This is a genomic window from Streptomyces calvus, from assembly GCF_006782915.1.
In the GTDB taxonomy this organism is placed as follows: domain Bacteria; phylum Actinomycetota; class Actinomycetes; order Streptomycetales; family Streptomycetaceae; genus Streptomyces; species Streptomyces calvus.
Genome location: NZ_VCNP01000018.1, coordinates 28795 through 50307, shown reverse-complemented (window position 1 = coordinate 50307; position 21513 = coordinate 28795). Strand labels below are relative to the sequence as shown.

At 70.6% G+C, this 21513-nt stretch carries 19 protein-coding genes and 1 pseudogene; 9 read left to right on the top strand and 11 right to left on the bottom strand.

Features of this window, described 5'->3' with window-relative positions; all coding sequences use genetic code 11:
- Window positions 1–168: 168 nt before the first annotated feature.
- Entirely contained in the window at window positions 169–2031 is a 1863-nt protein-coding gene (locus FGW31_RS08815) for an ABC transporter substrate-binding protein (RefSeq protein ID WP_142192821.1), read from the bottom strand.
- Between the two features lie 299 nt (window positions 2032–2330).
- A complete protein-coding gene (locus FGW31_RS08810) occupies window positions 2331–5300 on the bottom strand; it encodes a MinD/ParA family ATP-binding protein (protein ID WP_259396507.1) in 2970 nt (989 codons plus the stop codon).
- On the opposite strand from FGW31_RS08810, the gene FGW31_RS36200 reads away from it, so the two are divergent.
- Complete coding sequence (locus FGW31_RS36200; RefSeq protein WP_220510994.1) at window positions 5275–5961, top strand: hypothetical protein; 687 nt, start codon at window positions 5275–5277, stop codon at window positions 5959–5961. The genes FGW31_RS08810 and FGW31_RS36200 overlap by 26 nt on opposite strands.
- 23 nt (window positions 5962–5984) lie before the next feature.
- On the opposite strand, the pseudogene FGW31_RS36195 reads toward FGW31_RS36200, so the two are convergent.
- The 3 genes and pseudogenes from FGW31_RS36195 to eccE form a co-directional block, all read right to left on the bottom strand.
- Window positions 5985–6065: pseudogene (locus tag FGW31_RS36195) on the bottom strand (SCO5717 family growth-regulating ATPase); the annotation flags it as partial.
- 386 nt (window positions 6066–6451) lie between these two features.
- Window positions 6452–7249 (bottom strand): hypothetical protein, encoded by a 798-nt coding sequence (locus FGW31_RS08805; protein WP_142192819.1) that lies wholly within the window; start codon window positions 7247–7249, stop codon window positions 6452–6454.
- On the bottom strand, window positions 7246–8418 hold the full coding sequence (gene eccE / locus FGW31_RS08800; RefSeq protein ID WP_259396497.1) for a type VII secretion protein EccE: 1173 nt from the start codon (window positions 8416–8418) through the stop codon (window positions 7246–7248). Before eccE ends, FGW31_RS08805 begins: the two co-directional genes overlap by 4 nt.
- Window positions 8419–8755: 337 nt before the next feature.
- On the opposite strand from eccE, the gene eccB reads away from it, so the two are divergent.
- Both eccB and mycP read left to right on the top strand, forming a co-directional pair.
- Complete coding sequence (gene eccB, locus FGW31_RS08795; RefSeq protein WP_142192818.1) at window positions 8756–10282, top strand: type VII secretion protein EccB; 1527 nt, start codon at window positions 8756–8758, stop codon at window positions 10280–10282.
- Between the two features lie 79 nt (window positions 10283–10361).
- On the top strand, window positions 10362–11621 hold the full coding sequence (gene mycP, locus FGW31_RS08790) for a type VII secretion-associated serine protease mycosin (protein ID WP_142192817.1): 1260 nt from the start codon (window positions 10362–10364) through the stop codon (window positions 11619–11621).
- 25 nt (window positions 11622–11646) lie between these two features.
- Here mycP and FGW31_RS08785 read toward each other — a convergent pair whose 3' ends face one another.
- Window positions 11647–11955: a DUF397 domain-containing protein gene (locus FGW31_RS08785; protein ID WP_142192816.1), complete on the bottom strand. Its 309-nt coding sequence runs from the start codon at window positions 11953–11955 to the stop codon at window positions 11647–11649.
- Between the two features lie 342 nt (window positions 11956–12297).
- Here FGW31_RS08785 and FGW31_RS08780 point away from each other — a divergent pair, with 342 nt between their 5' ends.
- The 6 genes from FGW31_RS08780 to FGW31_RS08755 all read left to right on the top strand — a co-directional run bounded on the left by FGW31_RS08780 (window position 12298) and on the right by FGW31_RS08755 (window position 19060).
- Window positions 12298–12630 carry a WXG100 family type VII secretion target gene (locus FGW31_RS08780; RefSeq protein ID WP_142192815.1) on the top strand — a complete coding sequence of 111 codons (333 nt, stop codon included), beginning with the start codon at window positions 12298–12300 and terminating at the stop codon, window positions 12628–12630.
- 38 nt (window positions 12631–12668) lie between these two features.
- A complete protein-coding gene (locus FGW31_RS08775) occupies window positions 12669–12980 on the top strand; it encodes a WXG100 family type VII secretion target (protein ID WP_142192814.1) in 312 nt (103 codons plus the stop codon).
- Between the two features lie 165 nt (window positions 12981–13145).
- Window positions 13146–13655 carry an SseB family protein gene (locus FGW31_RS08770; RefSeq protein WP_182674861.1) on the top strand — a complete coding sequence of 170 codons (510 nt, stop codon included), beginning with the start codon at window positions 13146–13148 and terminating at the stop codon, window positions 13653–13655.
- Entirely contained in the window at window positions 13652–14134 is a 483-nt protein-coding gene (locus tag FGW31_RS08765) for a hypothetical protein (protein WP_142192812.1), read from the top strand. Before FGW31_RS08770 ends, FGW31_RS08765 begins: the two co-directional genes overlap by 4 nt.
- Window positions 14135–14157: 23 nt before the next feature.
- On the top strand, window positions 14158–18621 hold the full coding sequence (locus tag FGW31_RS08760; protein WP_142192811.1) for a polymorphic toxin type 28 domain-containing protein: 4464 nt from the start codon (window positions 14158–14160) through the stop codon (window positions 18619–18621).
- A gap of 19 nt (window positions 18622–18640) precedes the next feature.
- The gene (locus FGW31_RS08755) at window positions 18641–19060 is read left to right on the top strand and encodes a contact-dependent growth inhibition system immunity protein (RefSeq protein WP_220510996.1); all 420 of its coding nucleotides are present in this window, start codon (window positions 18641–18643) and stop codon (window positions 19058–19060) included.
- A gap of 105 nt (window positions 19061–19165) precedes the next feature.
- On the opposite strand, the gene FGW31_RS08750 is transcribed toward FGW31_RS08755, so the two are convergent.
- The 5 genes from FGW31_RS08750 to FGW31_RS35580 all read right to left on the bottom strand — a co-directional run bounded on the left by FGW31_RS08750 (window position 19166) and on the right by FGW31_RS35580 (window position 21415).
- Entirely contained in the window at window positions 19166–19864 is a 699-nt protein-coding gene (locus tag FGW31_RS08750) for a hypothetical protein (protein WP_142192810.1), read from the bottom strand.
- Complete coding sequence (locus tag FGW31_RS08745; RefSeq protein ID WP_142192809.1) at window positions 19855–20184, bottom strand: hypothetical protein; 330 nt, start codon at window positions 20182–20184, stop codon at window positions 19855–19857. The genes FGW31_RS08750 and FGW31_RS08745 overlap by 10 nt, the downstream gene beginning before the upstream one ends.
- Window positions 20185–20334: 150 nt before the next feature.
- The gene (locus tag FGW31_RS34955) at window positions 20335–20685 is read right to left on the bottom strand and encodes a hypothetical protein (protein ID WP_161173723.1); all 351 of its coding nucleotides are present in this window, start codon (window positions 20683–20685) and stop codon (window positions 20335–20337) included.
- The gene (locus FGW31_RS35585; RefSeq protein WP_233452451.1) at window positions 20600–21079 is read right to left on the bottom strand and encodes a site-specific integrase; all 480 of its coding nucleotides are present in this window, start codon (window positions 21077–21079) and stop codon (window positions 20600–20602) included. The genes FGW31_RS34955 and FGW31_RS35585 overlap by 86 nt, the downstream gene beginning before the upstream one ends.
- Window positions 21080–21130: 51 nt before the next feature.
- Window positions 21131–21415: a hypothetical protein gene (locus tag FGW31_RS35580; protein WP_233452449.1), complete on the bottom strand. Its 285-nt coding sequence runs from the start codon at window positions 21413–21415 to the stop codon at window positions 21131–21133.
- Window positions 21416–21513: the final 98 nt, after the last annotated feature.

Below are 21513 nucleotides of genomic sequence, written 5' to 3'. Positions count from 1 at the left end.
GGGCCCGGGGCCCTGGGCGGACGGGGATGTCGCGTCAGCGGTCATGAGCACCCGTCCACCCGCCGGACCGCGGCCCCCGGCCGTGTCCGCCGACGCGCAGTCGTCGTGCGCGGCCCTGCAAGCGCCGTCCTGGTGCGCCGCTGACGTGCGGTTGTCGTCCGCGGCGCGTCATTCGCGGTCCTCGGCCGTGGCCCGCCGCCGCAGCGCCGCGAACACGGCCAGCCCCGCCAGCACGACGAATCCCGCGACGATCCCGACGACCACGCCCGTCGACGACGCGCCGCCGCCGGTGTCACCGGAGTCCGCCGGCACCGCCGACCACCAGCTCCAGTAGCCGTCCTGGCCGTAGATGTTGCCCGCCTTCGCCGGCATGGTGGTGATCGACGCGATGTGGTCCGTGCGGTACGCCTCGACGGCGTTCGGATACGCCATGACGTTCATGTACCCGAGGTCGTACAGCCGCGACTGCATCTGCTTGACGATGCCGGCCCGCTTCTGCGGGTCGTACTCGGCGAGCTGGCGCGCGTACAGCTCGTCGTACGTCCGGTCGCAGATGAAGTTGTCGGTCGCGCCGGTGTCCTTCGGGGTCGCGGGGAGCGCGGCGCAGGTGTGGATGGACAGCACGAAGTCGGGGTCCGGGTTGACCGACCAGCCGTCGAAGGCCAGGTCGTACTCGCCGGCGAGCCAGGGATCGGTCACGTTGTCCAGGCAGTTGAGGCGGACGCCGATGCCCAGGTCGCCCCACCACTCCTGGAGGTACTGCCCGATCGCCTTGTCGTTGGGGTCGGTGGCGTGGCAGAGCACCCGGTACTCGATCGGCCTGCCGTCCTTGCCGACGCGTTTGCCGTCGTCGTTCCTCTCGTACCCGGCCCGGTCGAGCAGCCGCGCCGCCTCCGCCGGGTCGTACGCCAGTTCCTGCTCGGGCGACGGCTCCCAGAAGTACGGTGCGAAACGCGGCGGGATGTATCCCGCGCCCTCCACGGCGTGACCCTGGAACACCTTGTCGATGACGGTCCTCCGGTCCACCGCCATGAACAGCGCGTGGCGCACCCGTTGGTCGAGCAGCGAGGGATGCCCGTCACCCACCGTCTCGCCGTTTTTCGCCCGCGCGCCGGGGTTGGTGGCCAGGGCGTAGAAACGGCGGCCCGGCGCGTCGTTGACGCGGATGTTCTCCTCGCCCTTCAGGGACGCCGCCTGGGCGGGCGTCAGGGACGGCGACCCGGCGACGAACGACACCTCGCCCTTGCGCAGCGCCGACACCGCGGCGTCCTGGTCCTTGTAGTAGCGGAAGACCAGTTCGTCGAACTTCGGGGCGCCGCGCCAGAAGTCCTTGTTGGCCCTCAGCCGCACATGGCTGTCGGCCTTGTAGTCGGTGAGGACGAAGGGCCCGTTGCCGACGACGGGGAAGTCCTGGTCGTTGTTGAACTCGGAGAAGTCGTCGACCTTCTCCCACACGTGCTTCGGCACGATCGGCACGTCCAGCGCCGTCATCGTCGCCTGCGGCTTCTTCAGCCTGATGACCAGCTCGGTCGGGCTCGGCGCGGTCACCTTCTCGAAGTTGGCGACGAAGCTGCCGTTGGCGGTGGCCGCACCCGGGTCGGTCATCATCGTGTTGAACGTCCAGGCCGCGTCCTCGGCGGTGGCCCGCTCACCGTCCGACCACGTCGAGTTCGAGCGGATGGTGTACGTCCAGGTCAGCTTGTCCGGCGAGGACTTCCACGCGGTGGCCAGACCCGGGACGACGCGGTTGTCCTCGGGGTCGTAGTTGGTGAGGTACTCGTAGGTGAGCCGGTGCAGACTCGTGCTGAGCAGCCGCACCGCCAGGAACGGGCTGAGCGAGTCGACGCTCTGCGCCACCGCGACGGTCAGCACCTTCCTGCCGTCGTCGGCCGCGTGGGCCTGCTGCGGCGCCGGGTTGAGCGGGGTGGTGAGACCGGCGCCGATGGTGAGCGCGACGGCACCGGCCGCCATGACGAGCCGGGTGCGGCCGAAGGAGCGATGGTGGCCGTCGTACTGATCGTTCGTTTCCATGGTCGCTGACCTCGCGTCGTCGCTCGCACGGGAAGGACGGGTTGATCAGATGAGTGATGAGTGTGTATCAGCGGCAACTGCGGCCGTCAACGGCGCACGCACCCCTTGTGGCCTGCGGAAACAAGGAATTGACGCGGACTTTTCGGCCATTGGTCGAGACCGGTGACGCGCTGCTGGCCAGAAGCCGGCGGCGGATGCCGCGTGCGCGCACACGAAAGCGGCCCCTCGACGAGGGACCGCTCACGGTGGTGGGGAGGGCGACGCGCGGGACGTCGGCCCTCATGAACTCCTCGGAGTCCTCACTGCTGGCCGGGCTGGCCCGGATGCCCCGGGTGCCCGGGATGTCCGGGCTGCGGCTGGCCGGGGTGGCCCTGCTGCGGAGGATAGGGCTGCTGGCCCGGGATCTGCGGGTACGCCTGACCGGGCTGGGCCGGGGGCTGCCCCGGCGGGGCGTAGGGCTGCCCGGGCTGCGGCTGCTGGGGGTTCGCGCCGGGCCGGCCGGGAACGGGCTGGCCCGGGACGTGCTGCCCGGGGAGCGGCTGGCCCGGCATCGGTGGGGCGGCGACCGGCGGCGGGTTGCCGTCCGAGGTCCACAGACCGTGCGACTGCTGGTGCCGGACGAAGTCCTCGGCGACCAGCGCGGCGAGGTTGAAGTACGCCTCGCGCACCTTCGGCCGCATCATGTCGAGGTCGACCTCCGCACCGGCGGCCAGATGCTCGTCGAACGGCACGACGAGCACGCCCCGGCAACGGGTCTCGAAGTGCGCCACGATGTCCTCGACCTTGATCATCTTGCCGGTCTCGCGCACACCGGAGATGACGGTGAGGGACCGCGAGACGAGATCCGCGTACCCGTGCGCCGAGAGCCAGTCCAGCGTCGTACTGGCGCTGCTCGCGCCGTCCACGGACGGCGTGGAGATGATGATCAACTGGTCGGCGAGGTCCAGCACCCCGCGCATCGCGCTGTAGAGCAGACCCGTGCCGGAGTCGGTCAGGATGATCGGGTACTGCTTGCCGAGCACGTCGATCGCGCGCCGGTAGTCCTCGTCGTTGAACGTCGTGGACACCGCCGGGTCGACGTCGTTGGCGATGATCTCCAGACCCGACGGCGCCTGCGAGGTGAACCGCCGGATGTCCATGTACGAGTTGAGGTACGGGATCGCCTGGACGAGGTCGCGGATGGTGGCCCCGGTCTCGCGCCGCACCCGGCGGCCGAGCGTACCGGCGTCGGGGTTGGCGTCGATCGCGAGGATCTTGTCCTGCCGCTCGGTGGCGAGCGTGGAGCCGAGCGCGGTCGTCGTGGTCGTCTTGCCGACACCGCCCTTGAGACTGATGACGGCGATGCGGTAGCAGGACAGCACCGGAGTACGGATCAGCTCCAGCTTCCGCTGCCGCTCGGCCTCCTCCTTCTTCCCGCCCAGCTTGAACCGCGACCCGCCGGCCGCCGGGCGGCTGCTCTTCGCCTTCTGCTTCTTGCTGTTGAGCAGCCGGTCCGACGACAGCTCCACCGCCGCCGTGTAACCGAGGGGCGCGGCACCCGGGTTGGTCGGCTGCCGCTGATCGTGCTGCATGGCCTGCGGCCAGGCGGCGCCGGTACGCGGATCGACGGGCTGCTGCGGCGGCACCTGCCCGGCGTGCGGAGGCTGGGCGGCGTGCGGCGGCTGCCCGGCCTGCGGAGGCTGGGTGGCGTGCGGCGGCTGTCCGTGCTGGGGCTGTGGCGGGATGCCCGGCTGCTGCGGGGGCACGCCGGGCTGCTGCGGGGGGAAGCCGTAGCCGCCGGGCTGGGCCGGGGGAGTCGGTGTGGCGGAGGCGGGCCCGGCGGGCGGGAAGCCGTACCCGGCCGGAGGGGCGGGCGGCTGAGGGGCCGCGGCACCCGGGGCGCCCGGCGGCGGGAAGCCGTATCCGGCCTGCGGGCCGGGGACGGGCGGAGTCTCGGGCTGCGGCGCGGGCGGCTGCTGGGCCGCGGCACCGGCCGCACCCTGCGCTCCGGCCGGCGGGAAGCCGTAACCCGCCGGCGGCGCCGGAGGCTGAGGTGCGACGGCACCCGGGGCGCCCGGCGGCGGGAAGCCGTACCCGGCCGGAGGGGCGGGCGGCTGGGGCGCGGGCTGCGCCTGGGGATCCGGTGTCGCGGGGGCGGGCCCGGCGGGCGGGAAGCCGTAGCCGGCCTGCGGAGCGGACGGCTGTTGGGGCGCGGCACCCGGGGCGCCCGGCGGCGGGAAGCCGTAGCCGGCCTGCGGGCCGGGCGCGGGCGAGGTCTCGGACTGCGGCGCGGGCGGCTGCTGGGCCGCCGGGGCAGGTCCGGCGGGCGGGAAACCGTATCCGGCCTGCGGCTGGGCCGGGGCGGGAGGCGGGTTCCACGCGGCGGGCGCGGGCTGCGGCGCCTGCGGCTGGAACGGCGGCTGCGGGGCGGCCGCGGCCGGCTGCTCCTGCGGCTGCCCGGGCACCGGCGGAGCCTGCGGCGGCTGTACGGGCCACTGGCCGACGGGCGCCGGGGCAGCGGGGTACGCCGGCGGAGCCGGGGGCACCTGCGGCGCCGGGGGAGTCCAGGCGGGCGGGACGGCGTCCTGGGGCCCACTGCCGGCGTCGGCGTCCGTGCCGGCGGATGCCGCGCCGGTGGGCACGGCGTCGGCCACCGGCTCGGCGTCCTCGGGCTCGACGGCCGACGGCGCGTCCTCGGCCGGCACTGCATCCTCGGGCTCGGCCGCCCGCTCCTCGGCACCCGCCGAATCGTCCACGCCGTCGCCGGTCACACCGGCAACCGGCGCCCCGGCACCACCGACACCCGAACCACCGACACCCGCGTTACCGACGCCCCCGACGCCCCCCGTGTCCTCGGCGTCCCCGACTCCCTCGAGGTCCTTCGCGCCCTCGGCGTCGTCGACGTCGTCGGTGTTCCCGGTGAATTCGGTGTCTTCGGTGTCTTCGACACCCTCGGCCTCTTCGGCTTCGCCGAACTCCCGGCCCCGGACGGCCCCGGTGTCCCGGAGTTCCGTGCCGGAAGCGACCGCGTCACCGCCGGTCTCCCCGGCCTCCGCCCCGACCTCGCCCTCGTCCTCGGCACCGGCCGTCTCCTGCACGTCACCGAAGTCCTCCGGCCCGTCCGCGACGTTGTCACGGTCGTCGGTGGCGTCCTCGGCGTCGGCCGTCTCCGGCCGGGGCGCCGCCGGGACAGCCGCCGAGGCATCGGCTTCGGCGTCGCGCTCGGCGATCTCCCGCTTCAGCGCGGCGGCGGAGAACCGCATCGTGGCGCCGCTCTCCACGTCGCCCATGCCGGCCCGCTCCTCGCGAGGCCGCTCTTCCGCCTGCTCACCCGCGGGGGCGGCCGCCGGCGCGGACCACGACGACTGGAAACCACCCACCGGGATGTTCGGCACGGCCGCCGGAGAGGCCGAGGCCGAACCGGTGTCCGTGCGCTTCTCCTCCCCTTCCGGTTCCGGCCGCTGCGGCTCGAACCCGCTCCCCACGGGAAGCCGGGGCACGGCCACCGGCCCGCCGGACGGCGGCGCGGGCGGCGAAGGCGGCGCGGGCGGACTGAACGGAGCACCCGGCGCCGGCGGCGCGGGCGGCGTGTACGGAGCCCCCGACGCGGGCGGCGCGGGCGGAGTGAAAGGAGCACCCGGTGCAGGGGAGGGCGCGGGCGGAGTGAAAGGCGCCCCCGGAGCCGGCGAGGGAATGGCCGACGGCCCGGCCGCCCCCACGGCGTGCGGCGGCGGAGTCAGCCCGGGCAGCGGCGGCACGGGCCCGCCGGGCGACGGAACCGAGGACGGCGAGGACGGCGAGGAGGAAGCGGACCCGGTGGACGACGCAGCAGCGGAACCGGACGCACCGGCGGAGGAACCGGACGCACCGGACGCACCGGAGGAAGAGGACGACGCCCCCGACTCCGAACTCCCTGAAGCGTTCTGCGTGTACCAGGCCGGCGGGGCGTAGTCGATGGTGAACTCGCCCGTCGTCTCGATGGCGGACTCCGCGTCGGGCTGGTCATCGCCGGGTGTCGCCCAGCCCCCGCGCGTCCCGTCCCGGTCGCTGCTCACAGTTCCTCCTGGTGTGGTCGTGCACCCTCATGCCGTGCCGGGGCGACCGTGTCTGTCGTCCGACGTGCTTCGCAGTCCCGAAGCCGTTCGAGGTCGTACGGGTCCTCCGGTGCCACCGGTTTCCCCCGTTCTCCCCCGGGACGCCGCCGCCCGGGTCACGGGTTCCGACGTCACGCCCACTCCCAGCCTAATCACCACACGCCCCACATCGGCAGGCCCGTCCGCCCAACGCCCTCCCACGCGAACCTCCCCAACGGAACACAACCGACGCAGATCCGCCCGGAATTGACACACAAACCGGGCAGGAACGTGGTTATGTGGACACGGGGTGAACATCGGGCGGGCAGCACGGGCCGGCCCGTACACGCCTGCGGCCGACGGCCCGCTCAGTCCATCCGCCGCGGCGTACCCAGCAGCCCGGTCTCCGCGTCCGTGGGCACGGTCGTCACGTACTGCCGGTCCCCGTCGGCGCACCAGAGGGTCACTCCGTCGGCGAGCGTGGGCAGGGACTCCACCTCCGTCCGTGACAGTCCCATGGTGCGTCCCAGCTCCGCGGCCTCGTCGGGAGAGACCCGCTGGATGCCCGCCAGCCGCGCCCGTCGAAGGAGCCCGGGAGCGACCGGACTCAGGTACGGCAGCAGCGTCAGCACCGACTGCCAGGGACCCGACACGACCCGTCCCCGGGGCGGCCGCATGCCGCAGTCCCGCACCACCAGCACCGGTGTACCGGCCGAAGCGCCCTGTGGCGGCACCCGCCCCACGTCGTGCACCGCCAGACCGTTCTGCCCGCCCCCCATGGCGTGCACCATCTGCAACCAGGCCTGCGGGCGCCCCGTTTCCACCGCGACGCGCGCACCCGTCGCAGCCGCCCGCAGCGCGAGCACCTGCGCCGTCCACAGCCCGCCGATCAGCACGATGTCGTACGGTGTGGGCCGGTTGACCCCGAGCACCGCGGGCCGGCCCTCGCCGTCCACACCCGCGATGACCCCGTCGTCACCGATCGGCAGCGCGAGTTCGTCCACCTGGTCCGCAGACAGCACGTGCCGCCCGTGCCGGGGCCCGAGCAGTCCGAAACCGCCGCGCAGCCGGCCGGCCGGGACCCGCCGGTCCGCGGACGGCCCTCCTCCGTCGGCAGGACCCTGCGCCGACGGGCCACCGGCCGGACCTGTCGTGGACGTCGTCACCGCGCACCTCCCAGGGGCAGCGTGGCCAGCATGGCGGGAAGCTGCTCCTTGTCCAGGCGCGCCAGGCCCGCGCCGGCCTGCCGCGCGCCGTCCTCCAACGCCCGCCGTGCCGCCACCAGTTCCTCGTCGCTGCGACCGGTCACCCGCAGATGCCCGCGCAGCGACACCTCCCGGCCCTCGCCGGGGGCGAGCGTGAGACTGAAGGTGGTGGCGAGCGCGGGAACCGCGGTGACCCGCGCGACGAACTGGGGCAGTGACGGCCCGCGGCCCCCGCCCGCCGAGGGCCAGCGGCGAATCCAGTACGTCGTGTGCCTGCGGTTGTCGCAGCGCCAGCTGCGGCCGGACTCCTCGGTCCGTCGCTCGCGCGTCCCGGTCCGCCCGGCCTCCGCCGTCACCAGCGGATTCGCACCCGCCGACGTGGCCAGAGCCGCGATCAGCTCCTCCTCGTCCAGGACATGCGCACGGAAACCGGCACCGGTCAGCCGGCTGGCGAGGTGGTGAGCGGCGCGCGCCACGCACTTGTGCGCCCCGACCAGCCCGCCGCCCCGAGCCGCCACGGCCTCCGGACACAGCTCCGGGTCCAGTTTCAGCGCGATCCAGGTGATGCGCACGGCCGGGGCCTCCACCTGCTCCTGCAGCGGCGCGTAGTTGGCCACCGCCACGGACTGCCGCGGCAGATGCAGGGCCGGAGCCGGCTGCGTGTGCAGCACGATCTGCGCCGACTCCAGCCGTATCCCGTCCACCTCCAGCGCGTCCCGCACCAGACCCAGCGGCAGCGGCTGCCGGCTCCGCTCCGCACGGAGCGCGGTCGCGTCGGCCTCCACGTGCACGACCGCGGTGACGAAGGTGCCGTCCCCGACGATCCCCACGGGCCGGCGGTCACGCGTCCCGTGGGAGTACGTCCGCAGCGCCGGATCGCACTCGAGCACCGGCACCAGACCCGGCTCGGTGTCCGGCGGCACCTCCAGAGCCGCGGCCCGCTTCTGTCGCGCCCGCAACGCCCGTGCGGTGGCGAGCCATTCGGGCAGCGCGCGCCCTCGACGGCGGACCAGGGCCAGCGCCACGAGCACGACGGCGACGACCCCGCCCGGCACCAGGCCGACCGGACCGGCCGCCCAGCCCACCAGCACGGCCGCGACGGCGATCTCCAACAGCACCAGTCGTTGCAACCGGAACGAACCACCGTGTCCCGGACGTACTCCGACCTGGAGCGACCCCGCCACGGGCCGTCCGCCCGCCGGGCCGCGTACAGCCCCTTCCGGCCCGCCCGGCGGCAACCCGCCGGCCCTCGCCGGGCCCCGCGCCCGCGTCCCCGTACCCCTCACGCCATCCCCCGCTCCGGTCACAACTTCCCGAGCAACAACGCCACTACGGCTCGGGAAGAGCCCGCGTACCCTACCTGCATCACGCACGCCGGCGATCACCAGGCATAGTAGGGGGCCGGTCCGACAACGGGCGGCCGGGGACAGGGGACCCGGGGCGGTATCGGGGGAGACGCAGTCACTCATGGCATCACGGCGGGACGAACTCAACGCCTACACGTTCGCGAAGCGGCGCATGCTCGCCGCTTTCCTGCAGCCCTCGCCGTCGGGATCCGAGGAGGGCGCCCCCAGACCGCTGCGGGCCGTCGTGCCGAGCCTGGTGGCGGGAGCGCTGGTGCTGGGCGTCTTCGGCGCCTGGGGCATGTTCAAACCCACCGCGCCGCCCGGCTGGGACGAGCCGGGTGCACGGGTGATCGTCGGCAAGCAGTCGACGACCCGCTACGTCGTCCTCAGGACGGACGGCGTCACGCGTCTGCACCCGGTGCTCAACCTCGCCTCCGCCCGCCTGCTGATGAAGGACGCGAGTTACCAGGTCGTCCAGGTCAGCGACAAGATCCTCGACTCGGGCAAGCTGCAGCGCGGACCGATCCTCGGCATCCCCTACGCACCCGACCGCCTGCCCTCCGCCGACGAGGCCGGCAAGGCCAAGCGCTGGGCCGTGTGCGCGCAGCCCGGCGGCAAGGACGGCAACGGCACCGTGCAGGAGGCGGCGTTCGTCCTCGCCGGCGCCGACGAGAAGAAGACCGACGGATCCGGCCGGCTCTCCGCCGGCGAGGCCCTGTACGTGACGACCCGCACCGGTGAGCGCCATCTCGTCGACGCAGGCGGCACCGCGTACGCCGTCACCGGAGCCGAGTCCGACCCGCTGACCGTCGCCCTCGTCGGCTCCCGCAAACCCCAGCTCGTCACGGAGGAATGGCTCGCCACCCTCCACGAGGGCGCCCCCATCCGCTTCCCGCGCCTGCCCGCCGGAGTCGGCGACCCGGCGGGCGTGCCGGGACAACTCTCCGCGGACGAGAACAGGGTCGGCATGGTCCTCAGGACGGAGACCGGCGAAGGGACCCAGTACTACGTCGTCCTGCCCGGGAAGGTGCAGCCGGTCACCGAGTTCACCGCCTGGCTCCTGATCTCCTCGCCGCAGACCGCCGTACTGAACATGAACGGCAAGGCCCGCACCGTGGGCCTGCAGGACTTCACCGCCGACAGCGAACCCTTCGGCGGCCGGCCCACCGACTGGCCCGACCGGCGGGTCCGCCAGGTCAACTCCCCCGACGGCGGGCGCGACACCGTGTGCAGCGTGCTGCGCGACGTCGGCGAGGACAACTCCACGGTCCTCAGCACCTGGGCCGGAAACGACTACCCGGTGCACACCACGGCCGACGGCACCAGCACCTACGTCACCCCGGGAACGGGCCAGCTCTACACCCAGATCCAGGGCACGGCGTCCGGGGCCGGGTCACTCTTCCTCGTGACGGACACGGGACTGCGGTACGCCGTCCAGGCGAACGGCGACAGCGACAGCGAGACCTCCGACATCGGCGCCGACGGCAGCGACGAACGGCGGGACGGCAGCCCCGAACCCAGCGAGGCCCAGGCCAAGCTCGGCTACCAGAACGTCCGGCCGACGAGGATCCCGCTGGCCTGGTCGGAGTTCCTGGCGAGAGGGCCGCGCCTGGACACCAACAGCGCCCGGCAGCCCCAGGGTTCGTGACCCGGCGGGCCGGATCCGCACAGGCCCCGCCCGCCCGCACGGACCATCGACGACGGACACGAAGGGGAAGACCGCACCGGTGTCGCCGACCAAGGCCGCTCTGCCGGCCGCCGTACTCGCCGTACTCCTGACCGCGCCGGGCGCCCGGCCGTCCGCGCCCGCCCACGACGCACCGGAACGTCCCGCGGAGCGGGTCCGGCTCGACGGCAGCGGCGGCTGCACCTATCCCAGTGAGAAGCAGTTCAAGGCCCGCCCCTGGTCACTGCAGCGCGTCCTGCTCGACGAGCTCTGGCAGGGCACCGACAAGGGCAGGGGCGTGCGCGTGGCGGTCATCGACACGGGCGTCGACGACGTCAACCCCCAGCTCGCCGGGGCCGTCGACAAGGCCGCCGGACTGGACCTGCTCACCGAGGGATCGGGCGGCGACCCCACCAACGACGAGGTGGGCCACGGCACCAAGGTCGCCGGCATCATCGCGGCCCGGCCCCGCGAAGGGACCGGGTTCGTCGGCCTGGCCCCGAACGCCACCGTCATCCCCATCCGCCAGAACGACGCCGACAGCAGCGGCGACTCCGACAGCATGGCCCGCGCCATCGACCACGCCGTCGCCCGGGGCGCCGACGTCATCAACATCTCCCAGGACACCACCAAGCCCCTGTCCGCCAACTCCGCGCTGGCCGAGTCGGTCCGCGAGGCCATCGCGCGGAAAGTCGTCGTGGTCGCCTCCGCGGGCAACGACGGGCTCGACGGCAAGGCCCGCGACACCTACCCGGCGGCCTTCGACGGCGTACTGGCCGTGGCCTCCTCCGACCGGAACAACGAACGCGCCGCCTTCTCCCAGGCCGGGGACTTCGTCGGCGTGGCCGCGCCCGGCGTCGACATCGTCTCCACGGTCCCCGGCGGCGGCCAGTGCACGGACAGCGGCACCAGCTTCTCCGCCCCGTTCGTCGCCGGGGTGGCGGCCCTGCTCAAGGAGAAGCACCCCGACTGGACCACGGCCCAGATCGTCACGCAGATCGAGCAGACGGCGGAACGCTCCGTCAACGGCCACGACGACTTCGTCGGCTGGGGCGTCGTCGACCCGGTCCGCGCCGTCCAGGAGTCCGACCTCGCCGAACCCCCCTCGTCCCCGGTTCCCGACCCGGGCGTGACCCGGGCGCAGGCCCCCGACGTGGCGCCCTTCTCGCTGGCGGAGACCCCGGCGGAACGCGACGAGCGCCTCGCCACCTACGCGCTGGGGATCACCGCGGTCCTGATCACCGTCATCGGCGGTACGGCCGTCGCGCTGCGCGACCTGCGGCGCCGCCGGAACGACGGGGGAGCAGGCCGAGGAGCGTAACGCCCCCTGCCGGCCCGCGCCGGTGTCACTCGGAGCCCGCGCCCCCCGGCGACGGCTCCAGGTCGAACTCCCCGTCCCGCGCCCCCAGGACGAAGGCACGCCATTCGGCCTCCGTGTAGCGCAGCACCGTTCCCGGATCGAGCGACGACCGCATGGCCACGGCACCGCCCGGCAGATAGGCGATCTCCACCCGCTCCTCGTGCGTCTCGGTACCCGGAGCGCACTGCCACTCGACGCCGGAGATGTCCAGGGCGTACAGCTCGTCCCGCTCGCGCTCCTTGCGAGCCTTCAGCTCCTCGCGCGTCTCGGATTCCTGGTCCGGCAGATCAGCCATGGCGGAACGTTGTCCTTTCGTCACGTACGAACGATCCACGGTCACAGTACTGGGCGCCCCCACGCGGAGCGCCGTCCCTGACCGGATCACACGGTTCCGGCGGACACTATCCGCCGCGAACTGGCCTGTCTTCGCTTTGCAGTTGGAACCCCCAGGTCAAGTGACTAAAGTGGCTCCGGGTACCACGAGTGTGGTACGGCACGGGGGCGGCGCGACGCTGCGGCCACGCGTCGCGCGGGGCGCAGCGGATCTTGCCCGCCAGGACAGCCTGGATATCCGTCCACGGCGGCCCGTCACGGTGGTGACCAGCCACCGGTGCATCACGAGGAGGGGCAAGAGACCATGAGCGTCAATTACAGCGACTCGGACCTGACGGACCTCGCTGACAAGATCCGTGACTTCCACACGGACGTGAGCAGCAGGGTGACATCCCTCAACAGCGTCGTCGACATGATCCAGGCGGGCTGGCAGGGCGCCGCGGGCAAGGAGTTCGACACCGTCCAGCGCGGCGTCAACCAGCACCTGAAGAAGCTCCAGGACGACCTCGTGGACCTCGAGGAGGTCATGCGGATGAGCGTCAAGGGCTTCACCTCCCACGAGCAGGAGCGCGTCACGGAGATCCGGCGGGTGGACAACTCCTACCAGGTCACCAGCCGCATCACCGACCTCGCCTGACCCGCACCAGCGTCGCCCGCCACCAGGAGAAGAACACCGTGAGCGTCAACTACGACCGCACCGCAGTCAACTACGACACCGTCACCCAGGCCGCCCAGGACGTCCGCAAGACCGCCAAGGAACTGGCCGAACAGCTCGAGATCCTCATGCGCAAGGTCAAGGCCGTCGCCGAGACCTGGGAGGGCGAGGCGAAGACCGCCTACGCCGAGATCCAGCGCAGCAGCAGCTCCGAGATGGACCAGATGTGCCAGAAGCTGGCCCGCATCGCCCAGCTCCTGGACGAGTCGGTCATCGGCTACCAGGACACCGACCACGGCAACGCGGCACGCTTCCGCATGCTGATGGGCTGACACCCACCGCCGGCAGCTGCAGCGCTCCGGCGAAGGAGGCGGCCCGCACCGGGCCGCCTCCCTCCACGTGCACGCGCCAACCACCGCCGCACCCAGCCTCGTTGCGCATCGCGAAGGACGTGTGTGATCTTTGGGCACATGCGTGCGAACGGGGGGAGCGCCGCCATGACAGCGACCAGCGGTGCCGACACGGTGCCGTCGGAGGACCCACGGCAGCCGGACGACACGGCCGGCCTGGCAGAGGCCGTACGGCGGGCGAAGACCGGTGAGGCGTCACCCCAGGACGTCTTCGACACGTTCCTGCGTGCCCGCGTCTACTGCGAACGTCCCGAGGAGCCCGGCTTCCTGACGGTCGCCGCCTCGGCTCTCCCCGCCGCCGACACATCGAGCGGCTCCCGCATCCTCGACCTGGCGACCGGCCCCGACACGCCCGCCGACGTCACGCCGCCCGCCCGCCTGGTTCCGGTGTTCACCTCGCTGGAACAGTTCCAGCAGTTCACGGGCGGCGGAGCCTGGTTCTCGACGACGGGCGCCGACGTCCTCGACCTGATGCCACCGGGGCTCGACGTATGGCTGGACCCGGCCGCCGAGCACGCGGTACGACTCTCGTCGGCCGCCACGAGGACCGAGCCCGTCCTGCACATCTCGTACCGTCCGCGAGGGAGCGGGGCATGAGCGACGGGCAGAGCTGGCTCATCCCACGCGGTGCGGACGGCGGAGAGTTCAAGTGGGAGGTCAAGTTCCTCCAGTCGATCGCGCGGCCCCTCGAGGAATCCACGGACGCGGCCCGCAAGATCGCCAAAGAAAGAGCGCAAGCCGGGTTCGACCTCGCCTCCCTGGCCGGTGAGGACAAGACCGGGGCGAGCGAAGTGACCGGCGCCGTCAACGACTTTCTCGACAAGTGGTGCCACGGCCTGGGCTGCATCGCCGACGACGCCGACGTGATCGTCTCGGCGCTGAGCGCCACCATCAACGACTTCCTGGTCGCCGAGACCAAGGCCCGGTACAAGGTCATGATGCTCGAGCGGCAGGAACAGTACGAGAAGGACCACCCCGTCTCCACCTTCCTGGAGAAGCACGGCATCACCGAGGAACGCACCGAATTCCGTGGGCGCCTGGAGCCCGTCGACCGCGACGGCCAGGACCAGAAGTAGCGGCAGGAGCAGGGACACCAGGCATGACCGACAAGCGGTTCACCTTCCGCCGCATATGGATCGGCCCGGAAGACACCGTCCAGGACTGGATCCCGGGCAAGCCCTCCGAACTCGACCAGCTGGCCAAGAAACTCGCCGCCGCCGCGGCGAACTTCGGCGAGGGCGCGGAACAACTGCGCAAGCTCAACACCGACCCCTGGCAGGGCGAGGCCGCGGAGGAGTTCCGCAAGACGGTCAAGAAGCTGCCCAAGGAACTCGACGGGGCGATGGACGCCTTCGTCGAAGCCGGCGTCGCGGTACTGGCGTACCGGAACGTCCTCGCCGACGCCCAGCGGCTCACCCAGCAGATCCTCGACCACGACGCCCCCGTGGCCCGCGACCTCTCCCGCCAGTACGCCAAGGCCGTGGACGACTACAACGCCGCGGTCAAGGCCGGCGGGACGACACTGCCCACCCGGCCACCCGAGGCCGACCCGGGCAGGACCGCGATGGCCGAACTGATCGGCGTGATCAACGGCGCGCAGGCGGAGGTCGCGGACGCCGCGAGCGCCGCCAAGCGGACGCTGCACAAGGCCGCCGAGAAAGCACCGAAACGGCCGAGCGGCTGGCAGCGGGTCACCGACGGAGCGAAGGAGGGCTGGAACGACCTCGTCGAATTCGGCCTGGCGGTCAACCCCGGCCGGCTGCTGACGGAACCGAAGGCCTACCTCCACGACGGAGCGATGGTCCTCGACGGCGGCATCGGCGCCGTCAGGGACCCGGTCGGCTTCTCCAAGGACGTCTACCAGGGTGTCTCCCACACCTGGGACCAGTTCGAGAAGGACCCGCTGCGCATGCTCGGCTACATGGCGCCGAGCCTGGCCGGGGGCGCAGGGCTGCGCGGGGCGAGCGGCCTGGCGCGCCGCCTCGACGGTACCAACGGCGTGGGCAAGCCCACCGGCCTGGGCACCGCCGGATCCCACCTCGACGACAGCGAGCCCGGCGCCCACAGCGACAACACCCCGCCCGCGCACCACGACCCCACCGACCCCGTCAACCTGGCCACCGGCAAGATGTACCTGCCGCAGACGGACGTGGCCCTGCCCGGCGCGCTGCCCCTGGTCTTCACCCGGCGCGCCGAATCCGGCTACCGTGCCGGCCGCTGGTTCGGACCGTCCTGGTCGTCCACCGTGGACCAGCGTCTGGAGATCGAACCCGAACGCATCGTCCTCGTCGACGAGGACGGACTGCTCCTCGCCTACCCGCACCCGGAACCCGGCGAGCCCTCCCTCCCGGCAGAGGGCCCCCGCCGCCCCCTGCACACCACCCAGGACGGCTACACGGTCACCGACCCCTTCACGGGCACGGTCCGCCACTTCACCACCCGCGCGGCCGACCACGCCCTGCTGGAGAGCATCGAGGACCGCAACGGCAACCGCATCACCGTCGACTACGACCCCGCCGGCGCCCCCACGGCGATCACCCACAGCTCCGGCCACCACATACGCATCACCACCCGGGACCACCGGATCACCGCCCTGCACCTGACCGGCGCGGCCCCTGACGGAACCGACCAGGAACTGATCCGCTACGGCTACTCGCCGGAGGGCGACCTCACCGACGTCACCAACTCCTCCGGACGCCCCCTGCGCTTCACCTACGACCCGGCCGGCCGCATCACCTCCTGGACCGACACCAACGACCGCGGCTACACGTACGAGTACGACGACCGCGACCGCTGCATCGCCGAAGGCGGCACCGAAGGCCACATGAGCCTGCGCCTCCACTACGGCGAACGCGACCCGGAAACCGGACTGCGCACCACCACGGCCACCACCGCGGCCGGGCACGTCCGCCGCTACCTCGTCAACGAGCGGTGCCAGGTCGTCGCCGAGACCGACCCGCTCGGCGCGGTCACCCACTTCGAACGGGACCGCTGCAACCGCCTGCTCTCCCGCACCGACCCCCTGGGCCACACCACGCGCTTCACCTACGACGAGGCGGGCAACCTCACCTCGGTGATCCGCCCGGACGGCCGCGCGTCACGGGCGGAGTACAACGCCCTCCACCTCCCCGTGACCATCCGGAACACGGACGGCACGACCACCCACCAGACCTACGACGACCGGGGCAACAGAACCACCCTCACCACACCCACGGGCCACACCACCCGCTTCACCCACGACCAGCGCGGTCACCTGACAGCCGTCACCGACCCCCTCGGCCACACCACGACCGTCGCCTGCGACGACGCCGGACTCCCCGTCCGCATCACCGACCCGCTCGGCGCGACGACATGGTACGAACGCGACCCGTTCGGCCGGCCCGTCACGATCACCGACCCCACCGGTGCCGTGACCCGCCTCGAATGGACGGTGGAAGGCCACCTGGCCCGCCGCACCGCCGCCGACGGCACCACCGAGTCGTGGACCTACGACGGCGAGGGCAACTGCACCACCCACACCGACCGACTCGGCGGCACGACCCGCTTCGAGTACACCCACTTCGACCTCCTGACGGCCCGCACGGAACCGGACGGGGTGCGCTACGAGTTCGAGCACGACACCGAACTCAACCTGACGAAGGTCATCAACCCGCAGGGCCTCACGTGGAGCTACACCTACGACCCGGCCGGCCGCCTGACCGCGGAAACCGACTTCGACGACCGCACCCTCACCTACACGTACGACGCGGCGGGCCGCCTCACCTCCCGCGGCAACGCACTCGCACAGACCCAGTCGTACGAACGCAACGCCCTCGGCCAGGTGACCCGAAAGCACACCGCCGACGGCACCACGACGTACACCTACGACGTCACCGACCAACTGGCGGCGGCCACCGGTCCGGACGGCACGACCCTGACGATCCAGCGGGACGCCCACGGCCGCACCCGCTCCGAGACGGTCGACGACCGCACCCTGACCTACGCGTACGACGACCTCGGCCGCCGCACCGGCCGCACCACCCCCACCGGCGCCACCACGACGTGGACCTACGACCCGGCGGGCCGGCGCACCGGCATGACGGCCTCGGGCCGCGCGATCGACTTCACCTACGACCCGGCAGGCCGAGAGCTGACCCGCCGCATAGGCGAAACGGTCACCCTGGAGCACACCTTCGACCCCCTGGGCCGCCTGACAGCCCAGTCGGTGACCGGCACCGACGGCCGCTCCCTCCAACACCGCGCCTACACCTACCGCGCGGACGGAAACCTGATCCGCATCGACGACCAACTCTCCGGCGCCCGCCACTTCGACCTGGACCAGGCGGGCCGCGTGACGGCGGTGCACGCCGCCAACTGGACCGAACGCTACGCCTACGACGAGGCAGGCAACCAGACACAGGCTTCCTGGCCGACATCCCACCCCGGTCAGGAAGCCACCGGCGACCGCGCCTACACCGGCACCCGCATCACCCGCGCCGGACGCGTCCGCTACGAACACGACGCCCTGGGCCGCATCGTCCTGCGCCAGAAGACCCGCCTCTCCCGCAAGCCGGAGACCTGGCACTACGAGTGGGACACGGAAGACCGCCTCACCTCGGTGACCACCCCCGACGGCACCCGCTGGCGCTACACCTACGACCCACTGGGCCGGCGCACGGCCAAACTCCGCCTGGCGGAAGACGGCGAGACGATCACCGAGGCGGTGCTGTTCACCTGGGACGGCACCACCCTCTGCGAACAGACGACGACCTCCCCGTCCCTGCCCCACCCGGTCACCCTGACCTGGGACCACCGGGGCCTGCACCCCATAGCCCAGACAGAACGCCTCATAGCCGCCGACGCCCCCCAGCAGGAGATCGACTCCCGCTTCTTCGCCATCGTCACGGACCTGGTCGGCACCCCCACCGAACTCATCGACGACCAGGGCAACACCGCCTGGCGCACCCGCAGCACCCTGTGGGGAACAACAACCTGGCCGGCCGACAGCACGACCTACACCCCTCTCCGCTTCCCCGGCCAGTACTACGACCCCGAAACAGGCCTCCACTACAACTACTTCCGCCACTACGACCCGGAAACGGCGCGGTACCTGACGCCGGACCCGCTTGGTTTGCAGCCGGCTCCAAACCCGACGACGTACGTTTACAATCCTCTGACGTGGAGCGACCCTCTGGGGCTGGCTCCAGTGCGAGGCTGCCGTGAGCTAGGGCTGAATCCGGCTGCTCAGCGCGCTATCGAGAAATTTGAGAACATAAAGGCCGACCCTCTCGGCGATGTCAACTCGCAGCCCAATCACAATCACTATGACGCGGCCAGAAGAGAGGCGAACGGCGAAGTCGTAGCTCGCAAGGCAGACGGGACTCCGTTCGATCACATCGCCGAACTAAAGCAAGCAAGAAGTGCGCTGGACAAGGTGCGCAGAGTTCTGGAGCGAGAGCTTGACAACCTCGCTGAAGGTGTAACGGAGAGAGGCCTGGAAGTGCTCATCACAAAGCGTAAGGAGGTAATCGACGAACTGGATCGGCTCCATGGCTTCCTACATTCAATAGGACATCGTAAGTGATGATAGTTGCGGAGGGTTCGTGCTGGCTGAGTCGGTGGACAAGGAAAAATCGCTCGAGGAGCTCGAGGGTGTCACTTGGCCGGATCCGCCAAGTGACAGCACCATGCTGGTGCGCAGCGTTCATGAGTTGAGGAAGAAACCAGTCAAAGACCTGACGGTCGACAACCTACGTCGTCTCGTAGGGCAGGACGTGGGTCTGCGCTGGCTCCTACCCGTAGCTCTGGACTTCCTACGCGAAACGGCAAAGGAGGAAGGGGAGACCGGCTGGTACGACGACGACCTGCTCTCGGCCGTCCTCACTAGGAAAGAATCGACGTGGAGATCCTTTCCGAAACTCGCCCGTCACCTTGACGGAACAGTAAGGCTGCTCAGCGATCTATCGCCGTACCTTCAACGCGACGTCCGACATTTCAGGGATGCACTGGCGGATATCTTGTAGTGGCCAGTTACATCATTCCGCCCGCCTCAAGATGCTCAGGCTTCTTGCCTCGGTCAAGGTGTCGATCAATGCGCCAACGACAGGACTGTCGATACCTGAAGGCGCTTAATGTGTGCCTCGGTCGGCTATCGAGAGGGGCACTTTCGGGGCGTTCTGGCACTGGAAGCCTCGGGTCACCGCTCGGGCGGACTGCAGCAAGTACTTTAGGCGGGCGTCAACGGCTTCTTTCTCGGTGAGGGAGTCTGTCATTACGCCTTCGAGGGGTACTTCATCCCTCTGCGCCGTCGACGCGCCCTCGACCTGGCATCTGACGTAAACGTAGTACTTCGACTTCTCCTTCGAGTCCTTTCCGTGAACCAGTTTGACGTCTGTGTTGATGGGCGTCACGGTCCGGGCCGGTGTGGAAGGTGAATCTTGGTCAAAGGGATGGTCGAACGGTACGACGGATGCGCCGTAGCGAATCGACAGGCTTTCTCCGGACGGTGATCCAGTCTTCACTACTTGACACAGTTCGGAGTTGCTGAAGGTCGGTACCTCCTCGGTGGAGGGTTTCCACGACCGCGCCTGCTTGTGGAACAGGGACTTGGCGCTCTCCAAGGTATCGGAGTCGGGTGATACACCCGTTTCCCCAACAGTGTTGTTCTTCACCCACTCGACACCGGCTTCACCGAGCAACTTCTCACACGTCGATTCTGTGGCAGTCTCTTGCTTGCTGTCGTTATCGGTGCTGCAAGCCCCCGCGCCGAGCAAAACAACAAGAGAAAGGAAGGATGCGGCAGTTTTACGCATGTTCATCAGCCCCATACATCGTCTGTGTCCGTATATTCGCCGCCGTCGCTGTATGTTCCTCTGGCCCTACTGACCAGGTCTCGTACCTCAGTCGGGGACATGTTGTGTTCGGCGGCGTAATTCAGGACAGGGGTCATGGCGTTGCGCTGTCCGTCCTGCCGTGCTTTCTGAACTCCTTCGAGAGCGTCCTGGTTGTTCTTGTACTCGTTCTCATCGAGCCAATCGATCGTTTGTGTCACCGTATAGGTCTCTGCGGCGCCACCGACCGTCTCGAAAGCCAACGGGACAGCAATGGCAGCTGCCGCTGTCGTAGGGATGATGACTTGCGAAGCCACACCGACGATCAGCCCGACCGTGGCGCCGGCTGCAAACTTACGCCACTCTCCTTGTTTTTCGAGTTCTTTATTCCGTTTCTTCGCCTCGTTGGCGAAGCCTGTTCAACCATGACCAGAAGCATCTCCGAGATTTCGGTGAAACCAACTCGGTCAGTCGGCGCCTGGCGGTCCCGTGCGCGCGGTGCGGCAAGCTCGCGAAGGCACCGGCCTACGGGCCACCGCCACGACGCCTTGGACGCCGGCCTTCACAGCATCACTATGCATGGCCTTCTCGATCAGGCGATCACCCCAGTTGGCCATCGAGTAGTTCAGGCTGTCGATGTGGCCTGCCGCGATGTTGGTCGACGAGTACCGCAACCACCTGCTGGAGGCTTCGTTGAAGCGCCGACTCGGCGACGACTGGGACCTGACGTGATCAAGAAGATGGGCTACGAGTGGCGGCCCCCGCTCGGCGAGCAGCGGCACCAGGTCCGAGGTGTGGAACATCTCCCGCTCGGCCATGATCTGCCGCAGATTGTGAACGCGTACAGCTCAGCCGACGCCATCGACAAGCAACCAGGGCCCCGGGCGCCGGATCGTGGTCCGGCGCTCCGTCAGCGGAAGCGGTTCCTCCTCGCCGCCCGCGGTCGTGAGAGTGACCGACCTGCTCCTGCACGAACCGCGCGGGGTAGCCGAACTCCGTCAGATGCGTGATGTAGCTGTGGCGCAGACAGTGCAGATCGAGGGCTCCATCCAGGCCGGCCGCGTCCCGAGCTACGGTGAAGGCTTCGTCGATCGAGCGCGGCGACATCCGCCCGGCCCGCTCGGTCACCCACAATGCCGGATGCCGGCCCGGCGCCAGCTGGGGACGCACCTCATGCACCCACTCGCCCAGGACGTCGACCACCCAGTCCATCTCCGGCACCAGCAGCACGGTCCGCCGCTTCGGCGGCGCCCCATTGGACGACTACCCGTGCCGCACCGCCAGCGAGCCGAACTGTCCACACTGCGGGCTCTTCCGATGCCGTTGTAAGTCGACCAGGTCGACCATGGAGGACTCGGTGCGCCGGGTTCCGTAGGCGTAGATCGTCTTCACCACCGCGGCATCACGCAGCGCGGTCAGTGTCCCCTTTCGCCCGTGTCCGCGGATCTGGGCAGGCCGGGCATCGGCCGCGTCGAACAGGGCCTGGACCTCGTCGTAGGTCAGCGGCCGACGCCGCGGGTCACCCTCGTACTCCAGTGTGTGCACCACCAAGGGCCTCGTGAAAGACGACCTGAGGTCCCTGCCCGAACCGCCCCCGGCAGGTGTCCACCCATCCGTACCGGCGGTCCAGCAGGTACTCCACGAAC